We start from the raw sequence: 21,032 nt of genomic DNA on the forward strand, positions 1-21,032 counted from the left end.
AATTCAGACACACAAGATTCTCATTTAGGATATTAAATTTAGTCAGAATTTTTCAGGTCAGCCATTAAGGGTAACGGCTTCGGCTATGGTTAGTACGGGAATTAAAAGTAGTGAACTTTCGATTAAGCACTTAGCCAAAACTTTTTATTTTGTTTTAATTTTTCATTTTTAAAGCCAAATCAAAAGATTTGGCGGACTTCATAAAAATACACTAAGCTTTTGATTAAAAACCCAACCCCGTATTAATTATAGCCAATGTTAGCAGTAGTATTTATTCATCAAATAATTTTTTCAAATCTAATTCCGAAAAGTCAATATAGGATAAACCCCAAAAAGAAGGAAGCTCAATTTTGAAGTCTTCTTTTAATAGTTTTACCACTATATCAAAAATTAGATTCATTGATTCATTTAAACTCATAGGATTAGTTGGAGGTTTATGATTAGTCCTGCCATGACGAGCATAGAAACCTAAGACCTCATAGTTATTAGCTGTATGTGTAAAGCTATTCAAAGGTTTTGAAAACTCATTCAAAAAATCATTATTTCCTGTGGATTTTAAATAATATCTTATGTCATCATAAATGATATATAACATCCGATAGTCTACTTTGTTTGATAGTAAAAAAAATAGATTAATTAAAAATTCGTTTTTTATTATTTTTTCGAATAATATGTATATAGGATTTATAGGAGTGTCCTCATCTGTTTCTATAATTTTACTAAAGTCAATGTCAATTTTATAAATTTCTGATTCTATTGCACGTGAAACAAAACTATTGTTGTCTAAGTTGAATAGGTCTCTTAAAGTAAAGTATCTGTTATATTGTCTGCCCCTGTCCAATAATTTATAAATACCTTCATAAATAGATAATATTTGAGTAGCAGTGTCATAGATATCCTGAGTATTATCGAGCTCATTTAATAGTTTAGAAGAGAAGAAAAATGAATTCCCCATATCATAATTATCAGTCCAAAAAAATGAGTCATTAGTTCTGTTATTATGACTCAAAAAGTTTTGAATATGAAAATTAGTATGTATCCCAATACTATATTTTATCTCTTTTTTCATTTAGTAAGTTGTTATTACTGCTAACGTTTGCGTATAAGAATAGTTGCGGGTTTGCTTGCGAGGAATTTCCGAAGGAAATTCAGACGTAGCAAACATGCAACGACCTTTGATTAAGCACTAAACCGCAATTAATTTTATACGGTGTTGTGGTGCGTTTTTCTGCGTTCAGATTGGTTTTTCCGTCTGTTCAATTCGTATTCCGTTCTAAAATTCAAAATCCTTAATCGGTGAAGAAATATCCACTAAAGTTCCGTTTGGGTCTTTTAATAATAATCTCCTTTGTCCATAAAATGTGTCTGTTGGTTCACTTATAATTTCAAATTTTTCCGATTCCGCAATCTTAAATATTTCGTCCGTATTATCAACTACGAAAGTCACATAAAATCCTTGCGGATTATTTTGAAAATCTTTCGGGACAATTTCATTCGTTGGTCAATTATTCCCAATTCAAGTTTTTTGTCCTTTGAGATTAAGTGAACGAACCAATCACTATCATAATCCACGTTAAAGTCAAATAGTTTCGTATAAAAATCTCGACTTTCTGCTAAATTGTCCGAACAGATATTCGTCATTATTCGGTTTATTATTTTCTCTTTTTAGTTCAAATTACGAATGATTGGTCAAAATGCACCACAACTTGTTATATCGAGAACAATATTCCAATATATCCCCTATAAATTTCGGGATAACAGGACATTTTGTTCTCGTTTATTGGTTTTTGTTAATTGGGTTACTATTATATCTAAAGGACTCCTAATATCTAATAAATCCTTTTTTGCAACATGAGTATAAATCATTGTTGTTTCGGGTTTAGAATGCCCAAGTAATTCTTGTATGTGTCGTAAACCTATTCCGTTTTCTAATAAATGTGTGGCGTATGAATGTCGTAATGTATGCGGAGTTACATGTTTATTAATTCCTGCAGCTTTACAGGAACGTTGTAAAAATTTACGAATACTGCTTTCAGAATAGGGTTTTCCTATATTGCCTTCCACAAAATAGGTGGTAGGTTTATAGGTGGTAAAATAATTTTTTAGAAGAGGCATAAAACTATCCGCAAGTACAACATAACGGTCTTTTCTTCCTTTTCCGTTTTCTATAAATATTTGCTTACGATCTACATGTATATTTCTTAGTTTAAGACTTGTAAGCTCTCCTATACGCATTCCAGCAGAATAGAGCAGTCCTAATATAGCTCTATGTTTTAGGTTTTTAGTACAACGTATTAAATCTATAACTTCTTCCTGTGAAAGTACCGATGGTAGTTTTTTACTTTTCTTAGGCCTTTTTAATTCCAAATCTGTTAGTGCAGTTTCTGGATAAAACAACGTAAATTGTTTTAATGCGCTTATTAATTGCCTATGCGTACTTATAGAATATGCTTTGGCTACAATAACCTCTTCTACAAATAGCTCTACATGTTTGTTTGTTAGCTCTTTAAGATTTACGTTTTTTAAAAATGCTAAAAAATCATAAACAAAACCAGAATATACACCAATAGTACTTTCGCTATATCTTTTTCCTATTAAAAACTTTTTAAAATCATTAAAAAAGGCGAGTCTTTCCCGTGTTAAAGTAGGTTTTACAATTACAGTGTTTTTCTTAAAAGCACTATAATCTACTTTCCATGGAGTATTTTTTAAATGATTATGTACTAATACTTTATTATTAGGTGTATTTTTAATGTAAAATGTTTTATTGGTACTGCTCCAACTAAGATTGTTTAATTGCTTTATATATTCTTTTATCTTATAATTATATTTAAAACGAAAAGCTATTTGAGCTTCTTTTTTATGATAAAAGGGTTCTATATAAATAACGGACATGCGTATGTGTTAATGGTTAATTAAAAATAAGTAATTAAGAGGAATAACCAAAAAGAAATAGTTTTTTCTTACAGCAATAAAACAATATAAGTTTTGTTGTTAATTTTTTTCATTTTTTTTTGTAGTAATATAAAAATTGGGATCTATTTTTATGTCGGTAATCATTTGATTTACTTTAGTAGTTCCCCAGTTTTTAGATACATGCAACCATTTTTCCTCTCCATTAATAAATACTTTTATAGGCATTCTAAATTCAGGCACTACATTTGTATACTTATAGGTTAAAGCATTCTTTTTTATAGCATACTCTAGCTCTGGTATTTTTGCAGTGCGTAAATATTGGTCAAAGAAGTACGTTAAATCTTTTTGGGTGTGTTTGCACAAGTAATCTTCTATTTGTTGTGTGGTTACTGTGGCATGATAAAATTCTTTATTTAGCCCTCTTAATATTTTTCGCCATAAAACATCATCATTTACAAGATGTCTTAGTGTATGTAGCATATTTGCACCTTTGTAATACATGTCTTTAGAACCTTCTTTATTAACATTATAAGTGCCAATAATGGGTTTGTCATTTGCAATGTTTTTACGTAGGCCAATAACATATTCTTCGGCAGCTTTAGTGCCGTGATAGTAGTCTAGAAACAAGTTCTCAGAATAACAGGTAAACCCTTCGTGGATCCACATGTCTGCAATATCTTTATTCGTAATATTATTAGCAAACCATTCATGACCTGCTTCATGGATTATTAAAAAATCGAACTTTAAACCCCAGCCACTCCCAGATAAATCTCTACCCAAATAGCCTTTTTTGTATTTGTTACCGTAGGTTACAGAGCTTTGGTGTTCCATTCCTAAATAAGGTACTTCTACTAGTTTAAAACTATCTTCATAAAAAGGGTAGGGGCCAAACCAATGTTCAAATGCTTTCATCATTTTTGGAGCATCGGTAAAATGTACTTTTGCTTTTTCTAAATTATCACGCAGTACGTAATAATCCATATCTAATTTTCCTTTTTCTCCGTCATAAACTTCACTAAAATTAACGTAATCGGCAATATTTACATTAACCCCATAGTTGTTAATTGGGTTACTTACAAACCAATGATAGGTGTTAGTGTTTTTGTTGTGTTCATCTATTTTTTTTAATCTGCCATTAGAAACGTTTACAAGTCCTTTAGGAACGGTAACACTTATGGCCATACTATCCACTTCATCATACATATGGTCTTTATTTGGCCACCATACACTAGCTCCTAAACCTTGGCAGCTGGTAGCAACAAAGTGTTTTCCGTTTGTATCTTTTTTCCATGAAAATCCACCATCCCAAGGAGCTCTTACGGCTTCTTTTGGGTGCCCGGAATAATAAACTATAATTTCGTTGTAATCTCCTATTTCTTGTTTTTTCTGAAGAGATATAAAATGGGCATTCCCATTAGATACTATTTTTAATTTTTTACCATCTTGGGTAACTTTTTCAATTTTTAGTGGCGGTTGTAAATCTACCTGAAGAATTTGTTTTTGGTCTAGAACTTTATATCTAATTAAATTGCTGCCGCTAATATATTTTTTATCTGGTTGTACTTCTAATTTTAGATGGTAATAGTTTAAATCCCACCAAACTCTTTCAGGAGTTATGCTACCTCGTAATGTATCTTGTTCTGTAAAATTGTTTTTAGGGGTTAATAATCCTTGCGCTTGTATATTAGCACATGTAATTAAAGCTAGTAACAAGAATATATTTTTCATTTTGCAAAGATTAATTCGTATTTATTTTTAGATTAAAAATACCAATAATTGGGCCTATAGCAAGTAACAAAAATAAATAATTAGCATTTATTACATTAGATAATGTAGAAAGTAGTTCAATACTAAAAATAGTTATAGTAAAACCAATACAGTTTACAATAGTAAGTGCCGTTCCTTTTAAATTATTGGGTACTGCTTGTGCAACTAAGTTAGAGAATTGAGGAGAATCTGCTGTTACCGCCATGCCCCAAATGCACCAACCAATACTAAAGATAATAGTTGAGGATTTAAAAAATAGAGGAGATAATAAACAAAAAATAGAAGAGGCTACAAGAGCATTTAATGCTACCTTATAACTGCCAATGCGTTGCGAGATTATACCACCTACAATACAGGAAAGCCCACCTAAAGCTATTATTATTCCGGTAAGTAACGAAATAGATAAATTGCTGTTTTGTAGTGTATTATAATTTTTTATAGCAAGGGGAGTAAAAGCCCAGAAGGCATATAGTTCCCACATATGACCAAAATACCCTACAGCGGCTTGTTTAAATTTACTATTTTTAAATAGTTGGTAACTAGCCATTAATTGTAAGGTGCTACTTGGTTTACGATACGGGCCATTTGGAACTAAGAAATAAATTAATATTCCTCCAAGAACAGCCATAAATGTAGTGGTTAGTATAACAATACTATATTCTTTTTGGGGTATAAAATTATTTAGAAAAAAAGGAAACGAAGTGCCAAAAACTAAAGCGCCAACTAAATACCCTAAAGCTTTTCCTAGTCCTTTCTTATAATAGTCTGATGCTATTTTCATGCCAACAGGATATATACCAGCTAAAAAAAATCCCGTACCAAACCTTGCTGCTAATAAATGCCATTTTGTTAAATTTCCTAGTAATAAACTATAATTGCATAAGGCAGCTAAAAGTGCACAGATAAAAAACACTTTAGAAGGCGAAAACCTATCTACAATCATAAAAGTAGCAAACACTAAAGTGCCAATAATAAAACCCAATTGTACCGAAGATAATACATACCCCATAATTTCTATACCCAAACCTGTTTGCATCATTAAAGATTCTAAAATAGAATTACCTGCAAACCATAAAGATGTACAAGCAAATTGAGAAAAGATTAGGATAACTAGTATGTATGTATTTTTATTCTGCAAATTTCCCTATTAAATCTCTTACCTTTTTGGTGTTTTCTATAAAGTATTTTGCTTGCGTTTTTTGCCTTCCTACTTTTACAGATACCGTGCTTTCTGGAAGTTCTTCAAACATATACTCATCAGTCCAATCATCTCCCATTGCAAAAATAAAATCGAAGGTATCTTCACTTAGCATTCGCACAGCAGCTCTTCCTTTATTAACATTACTACTTTTAATCTCCATTACTTTGTTACCGTTTAAAACACTAAGACTGTCATTACTGGTAAGACTTGTAAGAACTGTATTTAACTCGGTAGCACGTTTTTCTCCAAAGTCGGGGTCTGTATTACGGTAATGCCATGCTAAAGAATAGTTTTTTTCTTCTATAAAAGAACCTGGAGTACGGTCTACAAAAGACTCTAAAACGGGTTTGATTTTATGCATCCAGTCAGATTTTACATTTTCTAGTAAAGAAAACTCTTCCCCATTTCTAGAAATCCAAACCCCATGCTCTACAATCATATTGTACTTTTTATGTAAAAACCATTTGGTAAACGTTTGTTTATCTCTTCCGCTAATTAAAAATAAAGTTGTTTCTTCTTGGTTATGTATTTTATCTAATACTTCATAAAGAGCTTTGTCTGGAGAGGCTTTTTGTGGGTCTACATGAAAATCTGCTAAAGTTCCGTCATAATCTAAAAATACAAGACGTTTTTTTGCTTTAGTATACGCTGTAGTAATATTATTGAGGATAGTATCATTTATTTTTTTAGAAACAAACGCTTCGTTGTTTTCTATTTGGTTTTTTAGTGCTGTCATAAATTCTTGCGCCCAAACTTCAACATTATAACGTTCTAATCTTTTTTGTAAAAACATATTACGAGCCATTTGCTCTTTTTTAGGCATTGTAATAGCTTTTTTTAAAGTTGTAGCTTGGTGTTCAAAGTTATTTGGGTTAATTAATAATGCTTCATTCATTTCATAGGCAGAACCCGCCATTTCACTTAAAATAAGAACTCCAGTTTTATCTGTTCTTGTAGCAATATATTCTTTAGCTACAAGGTTCATCCCATCTCTTAAAGGGGTTAACCAAGCAATATCACTTGAGGTATATAAATCTATTAAATTTTTAAAAGGCATAGAACGGTAAAAGTACCAAATTGGCGTCCAGTTAACGGTAGATAGTTCTCCATTTAAGCGACCAACAAGCTCATCTATCTCTCTTTTTAATAATTGATACTGAGGTACATTAGATCTAGATGGAACTGCTAAAATTACCAAACGTACTTTTTCTTTATATTCTGGATATTTATTTAAAAAATATTCAAAAGCACTAATACGTTTGGCTATACCTTTACTATAATCTAACCTATCTATAGATAAAATTAACTTAGTGTCTGGTGCAGATATTTTATGATCGTCTAATCTTTTTTGCAGTACAGAACGGTTTTCTGGAGCTAATGCATTGTGGGCAATTGCTGCATCTCTAAATTTTTTGTAATCTATTCCCATAGGGAAAGAATCTACTTTAACTACTCTATTACCTACATTTACATCATTAAAACTAACCTCAAGACCTAATAATCTGCGTACAGAGCTTAAAAAGTGTCTTTCATAATCATAAGTATGAAAACCTATTAAATCGGAGCCTAGTAAGCCAGACAATAATTCTTCACGCCAAGGTAGTGTTCTAAATATTTCATAAGAGGGGAAAGGTATATGTAAAAAGAACCCTATTACAGCGTTTGGCCTCTTTTCTTTTATCATTTGTGGTACTAGCATTAACTGGTAATCATGCACCCAAATAATATCATCTTCATCAGAATTTTCTAGTATAGTGTCTGCAAATTTTTGATTTACAGATTTGTAGGATTCCCAAAAACTAAGTTCAAACTCTGTGTATTCCATAAAATAATGAAATAAAGGCCATATAGTTCTATTACTAAAACCAAAATAATAGCCCTCCATTTCTTCTTGAGAAAGATTTACTTTAGAGCAATTATGTTTTTCTAAAGCATTATTTATAGCACCATTCAATTCTTCCGGAGTTTCTTCATCTGTAAGTCCAGACCACCCTATCCATAGGCTTTCACCGCTATTATGTATAGATTTCATTCCAGTGGCAAGACCCCCAACACTTGGGGTTGCTACAATTCCTCCTTCAGAAATTTGCAATTGTACTGGCAGTCTATTAGAAATTATTATAGTTTTACCCATGGATTGTTTTTTAAATTAAATTATACTATTTTTCTTACGATTTCAATATAATACTATCAAACTTACTTTAATATCAATATATGGACAACTTAAATTACGGAATAATTGGAAATTGTAGAAGCGCGGCTATCATTTCTAACACAGGATCTCTAGATTGGTGCTGTTTACCAGAGTTTGATTCTTCTTCTGTTTTTGCTAAAATATTAGATGAGAAAAAAGGCGGGAGTTTTGAAATATTAGTAGATGAAACCTATTCTATTTCGCAAAATTATGAACCACAAACGTGTATTTTAATTACAACGTATAGTAATGGAGATGATGCTTTTGAAGTGCATGATTTTATGCCAAGGTATTATAAAAATAAAGAAGAGTACCATGCTCCTCCTGAGGTAATTAGATATATAAAACATAAATTTGGGAGACCATATTTTTCTGTAAAATATGACCCTAAATTAGAATACGCAAAGGGGATTACTAATTCTTATGTTAAGGACGATTTTATTGTAAGTCTTACCAACCAAGAGCAGTTTGATACTATGTTTATGTACACTTCATTTGATAAGAATGCAGTGCTAAATGGTGAAGAAATTTTACTGCAAAGAGATGGTTATTTTTTAATTTCTTACAACGAAAAACTTTTTGTTCCAGACTTGCATAAAATTTATCTAGAATTAGAGCGTACAAAAATATATTGGTTAAACTGGGTAGATCGCACACCAACGTATAGTAAGTTTAATGCGCAAATAATACGTAGCGCAATGACATTAAAAATGTTAACCTATGATAAAACAGGAGCAGTTTTAGCAGCTGTAACTACTTCTTTACCAGAAACAATAGGGGAGGTACGTAACTGGGATTATCGTTTTTGTTGGATTAGAGATGCGTCTATGGTAATAAAAGTAGTATCAGAACTTGGGCATAAAAATTCAGCAAAAAGATACCTACAGTTTATTATAGATTTAATGCCAGATAAAGATGAAAACCTTCAAATTATGTATGGTATTAATAAGCAAAAGAAGCTTACAGAAGAAACTTTAGATCACTTAGATGGGTATAAAGGTTCTAAACCAGTACGCATTGGTAACGCAGCTTATAAACAAACGCAGAATGATATTTATGGAATTTTGATGGATGTTATTCATGCCCAATTAGTAAAATTTGGTACCGATATTGATAATGGAGAAGAACTTTGGGGAATTACAAAAGGAATAGTTTGGATAGTTAATAAACACTGGAAAGAAGCAGATAAAGGTATTTGGGAATTTAGAGCAGAAGATAGACACTTTACCTTCTCAAAAGTTCTTTGTTGGGTGGCTATAGATAGAGCAATAAAGACTGCAGATATTTTAGGTAAAACACACAAAATTGAAACTTGGAAATTATTAGAGAAAGAAATAAGAGAAGACATTCATGCAAACGCATGGAATTCTGAGGTAGAATCTTTTGTGCAATCTTATGGTTCTAAAGATTTAGATGCTAGTGTTTTACTAATGGAGTCTTATGGTTTTATAGAAGCAAAAGACCCTAAGTTTGTAAGTACAGTAAAAGCTATAGAAAAAGAACTTAGTAATGACGGTTTGTTATATAGATATAAAAACGAAGACGATTTTGGGCTGCCATCATCTTCTTTTACTATATGTACTTTTTGGTTTATAAATAGCCTGTTTAAAATAGGTGAAGAGGAAAAGGCTCTAGCACTATTTAATAAATTGTTAGGGTATAGTAACCACCTTGGGTTGTTTAGTGAAGATATAGACTTTAAAACGAAAAGATTGTTAGGGAATTTCCCGCAAGCGTATTCACATTTGGCAATGATAGAATGTGCTATACTTTTTTCTAAAAAGAATGATGAGCAGAAGATTTTAGAAAAATTACAATAAGAACTATTTTTTATACTAAAAAACGCTCCAATTTGGAGCGTTTTTCTTCTATTCGAAAACCACAGTTTTCTATTTAAATTAGCTAAAGGTATAACCATTATCTGCAGCTACTTTATCTGCAATTTTTGTGCGTAAAGCTACTACGTTAGGTTGGTTTGTATATTTTGTAAAACGTTTAAGCCCCATAAGCATCATGCGTTGTTCATCCCCTTCTGCAAAGGAAACAATTGCTTCTTTTCCTTTTAGAATAATTGTATCTACAGCAGTGTATAAATATAATTTAGACATTGCTATTTGGGTAGCTTGCGCATCTTCACCAAAACGTTTTGTATTTTTTTCTGTTCTTAATATGGTAGATTCAGCCATATAAATTTCAATTAAAATATCAGAAGCAGATAGCATTAATTGTTGGTGATTCTCTAATTCTGGTCCAAATTTTTGAACAGCAGAGCCAGCAACCATTAAAAACACCTTTTTTAGTCTTTTTATTAAATCTTTTTCTTCTGAAAAAAGTTCAGAAAAATCTGGAGCATCAAAAGAAGGTATACCCATTAATTCTTCGCCAACCGCTGTTGCAGGCCCTAATAAATCTACATGACCTTTCATGGCTTTTTTAACAAGCATTCCAACAACTAACATTCTGTTAATCTCGTTTGTACCTTCATAAATACGGGCAATTCTAGCGTCTCTCCAAGCAGATTCCATAGGAGTATCTGCAGAGAATCCCATTCCACCAAATATTTGGATGCCCTCATCTGTACAGTTTTGTGCATCTTCAGAAACTGCTACTTTAAGAATAGAACATTCTATAGCATATTCCTCAACACCTTTAAGTTCTGCTTCTTGGTGCGAGTTACCTGCAGCTTCTCTTAAAGCTATTCTATCTTCAATATTTTTAGCAGCTCTATAACTAGCAGATTCATCTGCGTAGCAATTTGTCGCCATAGTAGCAATTTTAGCTTTTATGGCACCAAAGTTTATGATTGGAGTTTTAAACTGCTTACGTTCGTTGGCATATTTTGTAGCTTCGTCAATAACTCTACGTTGCGCATCTAAACAAGCTGCCGCTAATTTAATACGCCCTACATTAAGGGCATTCATTGCTATTTTAAACCCGTTTCCTCTAGTAGAAAGCATATTTTCTACAGGAACTTTAGTTTCATTAAAGAATACCTGACGAGTAGAGGAGGAGTGTATTCCTAATTTTTTCTCTTCGTCTCCTAACGTAATTCCATTACTAGGATCATTTTCTACAATAAAACCAGTAATATTTTTATCATCCTCTATTCTAGCAAAAACAATAAATACGCTACAAAAACCTGCATTAGATATCCACATTTTTTGTCCAGAAATACTATAATGTTTGCCATCCTCAGATAAAACCGCTTTTGTTTTTCCTGAGTTAGCATCAGAACCAGCACCAGGTTCTGTTAAACAATACGCTCCAAACCACTCACCAGAAGCTAATTTTGGAACATACTTTTGTTTTTGTTCTTCAGTACCGTAAAGGGTAATAGGCATAGTGCCAATTCCTGTATGTGCTCCAAAAGCAGTACTAAAAGAACCTGTAGCACCAGAAATATAATCACATACTAACATGGTAGAAACAAAACCCATTCCCATTCCGCCATAGGCTTGTGGTACAGCAATACTTAATAGACCAAGTTCTCCAGCTTTACGCATAGTTTCTTCGGTATAAGCATAGTCTTTTTTCTCAAAACGTTCCCAATGTGCCCAAAGTTCTCTATCAACAAATTCTTTGGTACTATCACGCATCATTTTGTGCTCTTCGGTTAAATCTTCAAGCGTAAAAATATCATCGCAATTTGTTTCTTTTACAAGAAACTGTCCTCCTCTTAGTATGTCTTTTTCTTCTGTTGCCATTTTTTTTAGATTAAAGAAAAGAGAAAATAGAACATAGACTTAATTAAGGCTATTTTGAAATCCATCGCCATTCTTTGGAATTCTTCTATTTTTTCTTCTAATATTTTAAGTCTTTTTCGTTTATGTATTTTCTATGTTTTGCTACTAATAATTGAGTTCTTAATTTAAATGAAGAACCTAATGATATGTTTAAAATGCGACTAAAAGATTTATTGGTTCTTGAATTTGCAATAGTACTCAGCATAGAAAAAGAAAACCTACGCCTCTGTTTTGCACACATGATAACCTTTGTTTTATTTTCTGGTCTCTATTTTTTTTAAGAAAGAAACTCAAAAATTCCTGCAGCGCCTTGCCCAGTTCCAACGCACATGGTAACCATTCCGTATTTTCCATGCATGTTACGTTTACGCATCTCATCAAATAACTGCACTGATAATTTAGCACCTGTACAACCAAGTGGATGCCCTAAGGCAATTGCACCACCATTAACATTTACAATATCTTGGTTTAGGTTTAACTCTCGCATTACAGCTAAGGATTGTGAAGCAAAGGCTTCGTTAAGCTCAATTAGCTCAATATCTTCTTGTTTTAAACTTGCTTGTTTTAATGCCTTTGGAATAGCTTTTACAGGGCCAATTCCCATAATGCGTGGCTCTACACCAGCAGCTGCATAGTTTACTAAACGGGCAATAGGCTCTAGGTTTAGTTCTTTCACCATATCTTCACTCATTACCATTACAAATGCAGCACCATCACTCATTTGGGAAGAATTACCAGCTGTTACGCTACCACCAGCAGCAAAAACAGCTCTTAGCTTTGCTAAAACTTCTTTAGAAGTTCCTTTTCTAGGCCCTTCATCTTTTGTTACTGTGTATTTTTTTGATGCTTTTTTTCCGTTTGCATCAATATAAATTTGTTCTACATCAATAGGAACAATTTGGTCTTGGAAACGGTCTTCTGCTTGCGCCTTTAATGCTTTCATGTGCGAATTATAGGCAAACTCATCTTGGTCTTCACGAGAAACTTTAAACTGATTTGCTACAGCCTCAGCAGTGTTTCCCATTCCCCAATAATAATCTTCATGACCAGCTTTTACTAAATCGTAGTTTAGTTCTGGTTTGTTACCTGTCATAGGAACAGAACTCATGCTTTCTGCTCCACCAGCAATAATGCAATCTGCCATACCAGCTTGTATTTTTGCAGTTGCTATACCAATAGTTTCTATTCCAGAAGAACAAAAACGGTTTACCGTTACTCCGGGAACATCTACAATATCTAGACCCATTAAAGAAATAAGTCTAGCCATATTTAGCCCCTGAGAACCTTCTGGCATTGCATTTCCAACAATAACATCATCAATACGTTTTTTATCAAAATTTGGCAACTCCTTCATCATGTACTCAATGGTTTCTGCTGCTAACTCATCTGTTCTTTTAAAACGGAACACACCTTTAGGAGCTTTACCTACTGCGGTTCTATATGCTTTAACTATATATGCTTGTTTCATTTTTTATGCTTTTGGCTACTAGTTTTTGGCTATTAGCAATATGTTGTTTTTTAAAATGTGCCAACAGCTAATAGCTAATGGCAAATAGCTTCGTAATTTTAATTACGTAGAGGTTTTCCTGTTTTTAACATGTGTTGTATACGCTCTAAAGTTTTACGTTCGGTACATAGAGATAAGAAAGCTTCTCTTTCTAAGTCTAATAAATACTGTTCGTTTACTCTAGTAGGTTCCGATAAATCGCCACCAGCCATTACGTAAGCTAATTTATTTGCAATTTTCTTGTCATGTTCACTTATATAGTGACTAGCTTCCATAGAGTCTGTTCCTACTAAGAACATCCCAAGAGCTTGTTTTCCTAGAACTTTAATGTCTTTACGTTTTACAGGTCTTGTGTAACCAGATTCTGCCATTAATTTAGCATGCGCTTTTGCTGTTGCTATTTGGCGGTCTTTGTTTACTACAACAATATCTTTTCCTTCTTGAAGAATACCTAAATCATATGCTTCATACGCTGAGGTAGATACTTTAGCCATACCAATAGTTAGGAAGTATTCTTGAAGAACGTTAAGCTCTACATCTCCTTTATTAAATAAGTCGGAAGCTCTAACTGCAAATTCTTTAGAACCACCACCACCAGGAATAACGCCAACACCAAATTCTACTAATCCAATGTAAGTTTCTGCTGCTGCAACAACTTTGTCTGCATGAAGTGAAAGTTCGCAGCCTCCACCAAGTGTCATACCATGCGGAGCAGATATAGTTGGGATAGAGGAGTAGCGCATGCGCATCATGGTATCTTGGAACATTTTAATGGCCATATTTAGCTCATCATATTCTTGCTCTACAGCCATCATAAAAATCATTCCAATGTTAGCTCCTACAGAGAAATTTGCTGCTTGGTTACCAACTACTAAACCCTGAAAATCTTTTTCGGCTAAATCTATACCTTTATTAAGTCCGGCTAAAACATCACCACCAATAGTATTCATTTTAGATTGGAATTCTACATTTAGAATACCATCTCCTAAATCTTCAACTACTACACCACTGTTTTTAAATACTTCTTTAGTTTTTCTAATATTGTCTAATAGGATAAAAGCATCTTGTCCAGGTACTTTTTTCATAGTTTTAGTAGGAATATCATAAAAATAAGTAGCACCATCTTTTACAGTGTAAAAACTAGTTATACCAGCAGCTTGCATATCTGTAACCCATGAGGCAACTTCTAAACCTTCTGCTTTAGCAAATTCTATTCCTTTTTCTAAATGTACAGCATCCCAAATTTGAAAAGGGCCATGTTCCCATCCAAAACCAGCTTTCATAGCATCATCAACCTTGTAAAGCTCATCGGTAATTTCTGGAATTCTATGCGATACATAAGCAAATAAAGCACCAAAACTTTTACGGTAAAACTCACCGGCTTTATCTTTTCCTGCGGTAAGAACTGAAAATCTGTCTACTACTTTATCTATAGTTTTAGTGAGCTCTAAAGTTGCGAAACTTGCTCTTTTTTTAGCACGATAATCCATCGTGTCTAAATCCAAAGTTAGTATTTCACTTTTTCCTTTATCCCCTTTTACTTTTTTGTAAAACCCTTGACCAGATTTACTTCCTAACCATTTGTTTTCCATCATGGTATCAATAAAATCTGGAAGTTTAAATAAATCTAAGCGTTCATCTTCTTTACAATTTTCGTGTATACCATTAGCAACATGAACAAGTGTATCTAAACCAACAACATCTACAGTTCTAAAAGTGGCAGATTTTGGTCTTCCTATTACAGGACCAGTTAATTTATCTACCTCTTCAACCGTCATTCCTAGTTCTTTAACCGAATGGAATAAACTTTGTATGCTAAAAATACCAATACGGTTACCAATAAATGCTGGAGTGTCTTTTGCTATTACGGATGTTTTTCCTAAAAATTGCTCTCCATAACCATTTAAAAAGTCTAATACTTCAGGGGAAGTTTTAGGACCTGGAATTATTTCAAATAATTTTAAGTAACGTGCAGGATTAAAGAAGTGAGTTCCGCAGAAATGCTTTTGAAAATCATCACTACGGTCTTCACTCATAAATTTGATTGGAATACCTGAAGTATTTGAAGATATTAAGGTTCCGGGGGTTCTATGCTTTTCGATATTCTCGAAAACCATTTTTTTAATATCTAAGCGTTCTACTACAACTTCTATAATCCAATCTACCTTAGCAATTTTAGCAATATCATCTTCTAAGTTACCAGTAGTAATTCTACTAGCAAATTTCTGATTATATATAGGTGAAGGTTTCGATTTTAATGATGCAGTAAGCGAGTTGTTTACCAAACGGTTTCTTACTACTTCGTCTTCTAAAGTAAGTCCTTTTGCTTTTTCTTTTTCACTTAGTTCTCTAGGAACAATATCTAATAACAAAACTTCTACTCCAATATTGGCAAAATGGCATGCTATTCCGCTTCCCATTATACCAGAACCAATGACGGCAACTTTATTAATATGCTTGTTCATTAAATTACTATTATTTATTAATGTTATTATCTTTTGTATAGATTTTTTTATCTGCTATAAGCTTATTAATAGTTTCTGTAACTTCAAAAAAGTTTTTTAACTGTTCTGGAGTAACATTTTTTTTAACAGCTTCGTTAAAAATTAATACTACATTTTTAGAATCTGTTCTTTTTTCTAGGCCAAATTCTGTAAGATGTATTAATACACCTCTACCATCATTTGGGTTTGGCTTGCGTTCTATAAGTCCTTTTTCTTGCATACTTTTAAGTATTCTAGAAAGACTTGTTGCTTCCATCCCCATTTTAGGCCCTAAGGCAGTAGAAGGAGTTCCTGTTTTGGGATCTATACTTAATAAAGTAAAACCGATAGCCATAGTGGTTTCAAACTCTTTAGCTTCTTCATTATACATTCTTGCTACAGCTTGCCAAGTGGCTCTTAGAGCATAATCTATAGTAAGTTCCTTCATACATGGTATATTTGTGGTGGCAAACAAATATAGGAAAAATTACTATGCATGCATAGTAAGTCGCAAAAAAAATAGTATTTTATTATTTATTTCATAGGCTTATAATTCTTAATGCCCATATATATCATTATATAAAGAGATGTATTTTTCTTTAATAATTTTTCGCTTAAGTTTAAGAGTAGGGGTTACATGACCGCCATCTATACTCCATACTTCTGGTGTTAGTCTAAATTGTTTAACTTTTTCCCATTTAGCAAAATCTTCATTTGCTAAATCTACTTCTTCTTGTATACGATCAATAACTTTTTGATTGTTAGAAATCTCATCATTACTGTTTAACGGTAATTGGTGTAAATTTCCCCATTCCTTTATAAATTCGAAATTGGGCTGAATTAATGCTGCTGGCATTTTTTCGCCTTCGCCAACTACCATAATCTGTTCTATAAAGCGAGATTGTTTAAACCTGTTTTCTAATAATTGTGGCGCAACATACTTACCACCAGAAGTTTTAAACATTTCTTTTTTACGGTCTGTAATTTTTAAAAACCCTTTTGTATCTACTTCTCCAATATCTCCAGTATGAAAATAGCCATCTTTAATTACAGCATCTGTTTTTTCTTGGTCTTTATAGTAACCCATCATTACTTGCGGACCTTTTACGCAAATTTCTCCGTCTTCCGCGATTTTAACTTCTGTATTTCCTAGTAATTTACCTACGGTTCCTATTTTAAACCCTTCTTTTCGCATATCGTTTACAGATACAACAGGAGAGGTTTCTGTTAAACCGTAGCCTTCCATGACACCAAATTCTGCAGCATTAAATATTCTAGATAACCTAGGTTGTAGTGCAGCACTACCAGATGCGATAAGAGATAAGTTACCTCCTAAGGCTTCTTTCCACTTACTAAAAATTAATTTTCGGGCTATTTTTAATTTTGTTTCATACCACCATCCGTTTTTTCCATAGGGCTCGTATTTAAGCCCTAGTTCTACTGCCCAAAAGAATAGTTTCTTTTTAATACCTGTTAGTTGTGTTCCTTTGGCTATAATACTATCATATACTTTTTCTAATAATCTAGGAACAGCTGTCATTACATGCGGTTTAGCTTCTTTTAAGTTGTCACTAATCTTATCCATAGCTTCTGCATAATATATAGTTACACCTCTATATTGGTATAAGTAAATAAGCATACGCTCGTATACATGGCATAAGGGTAAGAAACTAAGAGATACGGTATTACCATCTTCTATAGGAAACCTTTCGGAGCTTTCAATAGCATTGCTTACTAGGTTATTGTGAGAAAGCATTACTCCTTTAGGTTGGCCTGTTGTACCAGAAGTGTAAATTAATGTTGCTAAATCTTCTGGTTTTACTGTATTTTTCGAGTTTTCTACTTCATTTTGGTTACTAGTGTCTTCTCCAAGAGTTAAAACGTCATTCCAGCTTTTGCAATCCGATAAATCATCAAAAGAATATACTTCTTTTAAATGTGGTGTATCTTTTCTAACTGCTTTTACTTTACTATGTACTTCGTCACAAGAAACAAAACAGTATTTTGCTTCGGAATGATTAAGAACATAAGCATAATCTTCTTCAGAAATTGTTGGATATATTGGTACATTTTGAGCACCTAACTGTAATACGCCTACATCTATAATATTCCATTCGGTTCTATTAGTTAAGGATATTACAGCAATTTTGTCATTAGGTTTTACACCTAAACGTAAAAGGCCTCTACTAATGGCATTTGCTTTATCTATATATTCTCTAGTAGAAGTAAAAATCCAATTTCCGTCTTGTTTTGAAACTAAGGATTTTTTTAAATCAAATTTTTCTAATTGATAATAAGGGAAATCAAAGAGTCGGGTAACTTTATGCATATAAAAATATTGAGATAAGAAATTGTAAAATAGGAAAAGGATATCACATTTTAAAATCGAATTAATAAAATTAGTGCTATTTTTTTAATAATTGTTAAATTTTAACATAGGTGTTAGAAAAATAAATATAGATTTTAACGAGTATTTTCATTCATCCACAATAAAGTGGTTTTAATCTAGTTATATACATCATTCATCTAAATGTAAGAAAAACCTTATATATAAATTTATACATTTATTTAAAATTGATTAACCCAAATCTTTTAAAAATGGAAAAAAACTACTTCTCTAAATCTTTTGCAAAGTATATAGCATTAATGCTATTTACCGTAATGTTAAGTTTTAATGCTCGTTCACAATCAGAACCTTTTCAGTGTGATTATAACGCATATTTATTTCAACGTAATGATATTTATGCTTTAGATTTGGCTTCTGGAAGTTCTTATTTAGTTGCAGAAGACATCACTGAAGGTAATATTAATGGTGCAGCGTATAATTCTGCTGACGGTTATTTATGGGGTTATTTATCTACACCTTCTATTTCTATTGTACGTATAGGTAAAGACTTTTCTACAGATATTTATACTATAGCAGATTTACCAAATACTGGTAATAGATATGTTGGCGATATAAGCATAGATGGTATTTATTATATACGTTCTGGTTCTTCAACTTATCATTCTATAGATTTAAATCAAGAATCAAATTCTTATTTAGAATATATAGGAGAACATACCTTAAATAAAAGTATAAGTATACATGACTGGGCTTTTAATGCTGCAGATGGGAAACTATATACTGTAGAGAGAAGTACTAATCATCTTTATAGAATAACAGCAGAAACAGGCAATGTAGAAGATTTAGGAGAAGTGCCTATTCTAGCAGGGCTTAATTATACTTTTGGAGCTGTTTATTTTGATGTGGATGGTAATTTATATGCATCTGCTAACCAAACAGGTTCTGTGTACATAATTAATAATGTTCAAAATATAGTTGCCAATGGTTCTATCTCCTCTAATATTTTTGCTTTTGGCCCTTCAAGTTCTTTAAATGATGGTGCTCGTTGTCCTACTGCACCAGTGCCGCAAGAAGATTGTATTAATGGATTAGATGATGATGGAGATGGCTTAGTAGATTGTGACGATCCTTCCTGTTCCGGAGTTAGCGCTTGTCCAGTAATTACGACCACTTCCGGAGGAAACTCTGGCGGATTAGAAAGTAATGATAGATTAGCAAATTTAATTAGTAAGCGTAATTATAATAGAGCAAAAACCAATTATAAATTTGATAAGTTATTGGCAAAGAAGGTTAAGAAAACTATTAATTATAAGAAAAGCAGTAAAACTTCCCCTTCAGAAATACCATTAAATAGCTTGGTGCCACTAGGAATAGTTGGTGAGACTAGTACTATAGAGTCTTCTCCTGCAGATTTGCTAGAACTTACAAATGCATCAGATATTTACGCTGTAGATTATTTAAAAGGTACGGAGACAGTTAGTGCATTAATGGTGATAAAAACGGATAATAAAGTTTATGAACACAGTAAATTTATTTGCGACCGTTTCTTAGGTGCAGAATTATTATCGGTATCTACCATACAAATTAGAGAAAAGGATTTTATAAAATCTAGGATTAAACAAGCAGACGGAAATATAGAATTTGCGTTAACTTTTTCTGCAAGATTAGATGAAAATCAGAAATTTGTGATTGAATCACATTGGAATATAGATAGATATGAAGATAACACCATGTATTATAACTTCCAGGTTTGGTCTAATTCTATAGACGATTTGGTTTCTTTAGGAGAAGAAATATTAGATTTATTAGAAGCTAATGCAGAAATTACAGATTATACTGGCTCTACACCACCTCCTGTATTTGTAAAGTCTGCTAGTTATAAAAACGGAAAAATTAATATGCATGTTGTAAACAACAACAATACCAAAGAAATTTTCATGGATGGTGGCTTAAAAAGAACGGAAACGGGAGAAAGCACATCAGTAAGTTTACAAGCATCTATAGATGGTTATATAGATTCTGTAGCCGTAAATACAGGTTCCTTATTCGATTTTGGATTTAGAATAGAAAATAGTAAAGGAGATACTCCAGATGATTTATTTGTAGCTGATGCCCCTTGGGGGTTAGATAATTCTGCTAACGGAACCATGATAAATACCTATAAGGTATTACAAAACGAAACACCTTATACTGGTGATGGTTTTAGAGTAGAAAGAAACATTCAACTTTCTGGTACTACTACTAATTATATTGGTGTGTACAGAGCATTTAGTCCAAGGTTTCTTGCGGTAGATTTATCAGAATATAAAAACCTATCTTTTGAAGCTTCTGGAACAGGAACTTTAGAGGTAAAATTACTAAAGGGTAATGGAGAAGAATATATTTCAGAAGTACAATTAGGGGAAGAAACCCAAACCTATACAATGCCAGATGAGGTATTTAAAAATAGCTCTGGAGGTGTAGCCGATTTCTCTAGTTTAAAAGTTTTAACTTTTATATTAAAAACTGACAGTGGTAATACAGAAGAGAAATCTTTAAACCTTACTAATTTAGATTTTAATAATACAGAGTCTAAGTATGAATATGTATTGGCCGATACTAAAAAGGCAGTTTTAATGCCTAACCCAATAGAAAGTGAGGCTACACTGTATTTTTTCGAAGAAAAAGACGCAAAATATACTTTTGAAATTTATACTGTAGGGGGGCATTTATTGTCATCTCATACCATGAAAGGAGATACACAACAAGGACAAAATGAAATAGTAGTATATAAAAAGAACCTACCTAGTGGAATTTATTTGTACAAAATAACAAGTACAAATGATAAAACCTGGAGTGGTAAAATGGTTATTAGATAATGGTTTTAAATTAGTG

General features: G+C 32.5%; 15 protein-coding genes. 2 read left to right on the plus strand and 13 right to left on the minus strand.

Features of this window, described 5'->3' with window-relative positions:
• Positions 1 to 271: 271 nt before the first annotated feature.
• From Q0945_RS06410 to Q0945_RS06430, 7 genes are all read right to left on the minus strand, one after another.
• On the minus strand, positions 272 to 1,069 hold the full coding sequence (locus tag Q0945_RS06410; protein ID WP_299432274.1) for a hypothetical protein: 798 nt from the start codon (positions 1,067 to 1,069) through the stop codon (positions 272 to 274).
• A gap of 204 nt (positions 1,070 to 1,273) precedes the next feature.
• Positions 1,274 to 1,447, minus strand: a complete 174-nt coding sequence (locus tag Q0945_RS16125) for a VOC family protein (protein ID WP_366135948.1) — start codon at positions 1,445 to 1,447, stop codon at positions 1,274 to 1,276.
• Positions 1,444 to 1,641 (minus strand): hypothetical protein, encoded by a 198-nt coding sequence (locus tag Q0945_RS16130; protein ID WP_366135950.1) that lies wholly within the window; start codon positions 1,639 to 1,641, stop codon positions 1,444 to 1,446. The genes Q0945_RS16125 and Q0945_RS16130 overlap by 4 nt, the downstream gene beginning before the upstream one ends.
• Positions 1,642 to 1,740: 99 nt before the next feature.
• Complete coding sequence (locus tag Q0945_RS06415) at positions 1,741 to 2,895, minus strand: tyrosine-type recombinase/integrase (protein ID WP_299432277.1); 1,155 nt, start codon at positions 2,893 to 2,895, stop codon at positions 1,741 to 1,743.
• Positions 2,896 to 2,994: 99 nt separating this feature from the next.
• Positions 2,995 to 4,644, minus strand: a complete 1,650-nt coding sequence (locus tag Q0945_RS06420; protein WP_299432279.1) for a M1 family metallopeptidase — start codon at positions 4,642 to 4,644, stop codon at positions 2,995 to 2,997.
• Positions 4,645 to 4,654: 10 nt separating this feature from the next.
• Complete coding sequence (locus tag Q0945_RS06425) at positions 4,655 to 5,821, minus strand: MFS transporter (protein WP_299432282.1); 1,167 nt, start codon at positions 5,819 to 5,821, stop codon at positions 4,655 to 4,657.
• Positions 5,811 to 8,018: a bifunctional alpha,alpha-trehalose-phosphate synthase (UDP-forming)/trehalose-phosphatase gene (locus Q0945_RS06430; RefSeq protein ID WP_299432285.1), complete on the minus strand. Its 2,208-nt coding sequence runs from the start codon at positions 8,016 to 8,018 to the stop codon at positions 5,811 to 5,813. The genes Q0945_RS06425 and Q0945_RS06430 overlap by 11 nt, the downstream gene beginning before the upstream one ends.
• 80 nt (positions 8,019 to 8,098) lie before the next feature.
• Here Q0945_RS06430 and Q0945_RS06435 point away from each other — a divergent pair, with 80 nt between their 5' ends.
• Entirely contained in the window at positions 8,099 to 9,898 is a 1,800-nt protein-coding gene (locus Q0945_RS06435) for a glycoside hydrolase family 15 protein (RefSeq protein WP_299432288.1), read from the plus strand.
• Positions 9,899 to 9,976: 78 nt separating this feature from the next.
• Here the strand turns inward: Q0945_RS06435 and Q0945_RS06440 are convergent, their stop codons facing one another.
• From Q0945_RS06440 to Q0945_RS06465, 6 genes are all read right to left on the minus strand, one after another.
• Positions 9,977 to 11,782 carry an acyl-CoA dehydrogenase family protein gene (locus tag Q0945_RS06440; RefSeq protein ID WP_299432291.1) on the minus strand — a complete coding sequence of 602 codons (1,806 nt, stop codon included), beginning with the start codon at positions 11,780 to 11,782 and terminating at the stop codon, positions 9,977 to 9,979.
• Positions 11,783 to 11,879: 97 nt separating this feature from the next.
• Positions 11,880 to 12,062 (minus strand): four helix bundle protein, encoded by a 183-nt coding sequence (locus tag Q0945_RS06445; protein WP_366135954.1) that lies wholly within the window; start codon positions 12,060 to 12,062, stop codon positions 11,880 to 11,882.
• 36 nt (positions 12,063 to 12,098) lie between these two features.
• Positions 12,099 to 13,289: an acetyl-CoA C-acyltransferase gene (locus Q0945_RS06450; RefSeq protein WP_299432294.1), complete on the minus strand. Its 1,191-nt coding sequence runs from the start codon at positions 13,287 to 13,289 to the stop codon at positions 12,099 to 12,101.
• A 98-nt stretch (positions 13,290 to 13,387) separates the two neighbouring features.
• Complete coding sequence (locus Q0945_RS06455) at positions 13,388 to 15,793, minus strand: 3-hydroxyacyl-CoA dehydrogenase/enoyl-CoA hydratase family protein (protein ID WP_299432297.1); 2,406 nt, start codon at positions 15,791 to 15,793, stop codon at positions 13,388 to 13,390.
• Positions 15,794 to 15,803: 10 nt separating this feature from the next.
• Positions 15,804 to 16,259, minus strand: a complete 456-nt coding sequence (locus Q0945_RS06460; RefSeq protein WP_299432300.1) for a MarR family winged helix-turn-helix transcriptional regulator — start codon at positions 16,257 to 16,259, stop codon at positions 15,804 to 15,806.
• A gap of 108 nt (positions 16,260 to 16,367) precedes the next feature.
• Positions 16,368 to 18,140, minus strand: coding sequence for an AMP-dependent synthetase/ligase (locus Q0945_RS06465; RefSeq protein WP_299432303.1), 1,773 nt, complete (start codon positions 18,138 to 18,140; stop codon positions 16,368 to 16,370).
• A 269-nt stretch (positions 18,141 to 18,409) separates the two neighbouring features.
• Between Q0945_RS06465 and Q0945_RS06470 the strand changes: the two genes are divergently transcribed.
• On the plus strand, positions 18,410 to 21,016 hold the full coding sequence (locus tag Q0945_RS06470; RefSeq protein WP_299432305.1) for a T9SS type A sorting domain-containing protein: 2,607 nt from the start codon (positions 18,410 to 18,412) through the stop codon (positions 21,014 to 21,016).
• Positions 21,017 to 21,032: the final 16 nt, after the last annotated feature.

This window comes from uncultured Maribacter sp., assembly GCF_947500405.1.
GTDB lineage: Bacteria > Bacteroidota > Bacteroidia > Flavobacteriales > Flavobacteriaceae > Maribacter_B.